This is a genomic window from Streptomyces sp. NPDC001663 (genome assembly GCF_042893105.1).
Taxonomy (GTDB): domain Bacteria; phylum Actinomycetota; class Actinomycetes; order Streptomycetales; family Streptomycetaceae; genus Streptomyces.
In genome coordinates this window covers 1-1429 of the sequence record NZ_JBIAUR010000056.1, presented here as the reverse complement: position 1 = coordinate 1429, position 1429 = coordinate 1, and the positions used below count along the sequence as shown (strand labels likewise).

The window sequence follows — 1429 nt, the reverse complement described above, 5'->3', positions numbered from 1 at the left end:
CGATGGTGTCCCTCGTCGTGGTGTACGGGATCAGCGGCTGGGAGTGCGCGGGCGTCTGCCCGGGGCGCACTTCCACGGGTGCGGACCGCTCCCTGAACAGGAGGCGGGCCATCGCGTAACTCTCCTTGGTGAACGCCCAGTTCAACCACGAGGAGTGCACGATGGCCCTGTCCCAGTCTGAACTGATACGGCTGCTTGAGTCACTACGCTCGACCGACGGAATCGAGCTGATCCGCGCCATCGCCGAGCGAATGGTGCAGGAGTTGATCGAGGCCGAGGCAAGTGCCCACATCGGTGCGGAGTGGAACGAGCACACGCCGACGCGGACCACCGTCCGCAACGGGCATCGCGAGAAGGTGCTGACCACGCTTGCCGGCGATCTGGACCTGGAGATTCCCAAGGTCCGCACCGGCAGCTTCTTCCCCTCGCTGCTGGAGCGACGGCGCCGCATCGACCAGGCCCTCTACGCGGTCATCATGGAGGCATACGTGCACGGTGTTTCCACCCGCAGCGTGGATGACCTGGTCAAAGCCCTGGGCGGGGACAGCGGGATCTCCAAGTCCGAAGTCTCGCGGATCTGCACGATGCTGGACGAGCCGCTGACCGCGTTCCGCACCCGCCCGCTGGATCACGTCCGCTTCCCCTACGTCTACCTGGACGCGACCTACTGCAAGGCGCGCGTCAACCACCAGATCGTCTCGCGGGCCGTCGTGGTCGCCACCGGCATCACCGAGGACGGCAACCGCGAGGTCCTGGGCCTGATGGTCGGTGACAGCGAGAGCGAGGCGTTCTGGAAGGAGTTTTTGCGCTCGCTGCGTGAGCGCGGCCTGTCCGGGGTTCGTCTGGTCGTCACCGACCAGCACGCCGGGCTGGTCGCCGCGGTCCGCAAGGTGATGCTGGGCGCCGCCTGGCAGCGGTGCAGGGTTCATTTCCTGCGAAATGTCTTCAGTGTGATCGACCGGGATTCTGGTGAAATGGTCGCCGCGACGATCCGCACGATCTTTACCCAGCCCACCGCCGGCCTCGTGCGCACTCAGCTGGACACCGTCGCCGACATGCTCGGCGCCCAGTTCCCCAAGGTCAAAGCGATGCTGTTGGAGGCGAAGGAGGATCTGACCGCGTTCGCGGACTTCCCACCCAGGCACTGGAAGAAGATCCAGTCGACGAACCCTCTGGAACGGGTGAACCGGGAGATCAAGCGCAGGATCGACGTCGTCCAGGTCTTTCCCAACGACGACGCGCTCATCCGGCTGGTCACCGCCGTCCTCTTCGAGATGCACGACGAATGGATCGCCTTCCCTCGCCGCTACCTCCCCGAAGGCAGCATGAGCGAGATCTACCGCGAACTCCCCGAAAGCGCCCCCGCGCTACCCAACACCCCCAACACGCCCACCAGTTGATCCCCAACACCACGACGAGGGACACGACC

Annotated in this window: 1 protein-coding gene; it reads left to right on the top strand. The window is 65.4% G+C overall.

All coding sequences use genetic code 11. The annotated features are described in order from the left end of the window. Positions 1-161 precede the first annotated feature (161 nt). Complete coding sequence (locus ACFY1L_RS55990) at positions 162-1400, top strand: IS256 family transposase (RefSeq protein WP_388843385.1); 1239 nt, start codon at positions 162-164, stop codon at positions 1398-1400. The last annotated feature ends 29 nt before the right edge of the window (positions 1401-1429 follow it).

Coding starts and splice junctions, on each gene's coding strand:
- ACFY1L_RS55990 (WP_388843385.1), top strand. CDS start 162: ATGGCCCTGTCCCAGTCTGAACTGATACGGCTGCTTGAGTCACTACGC.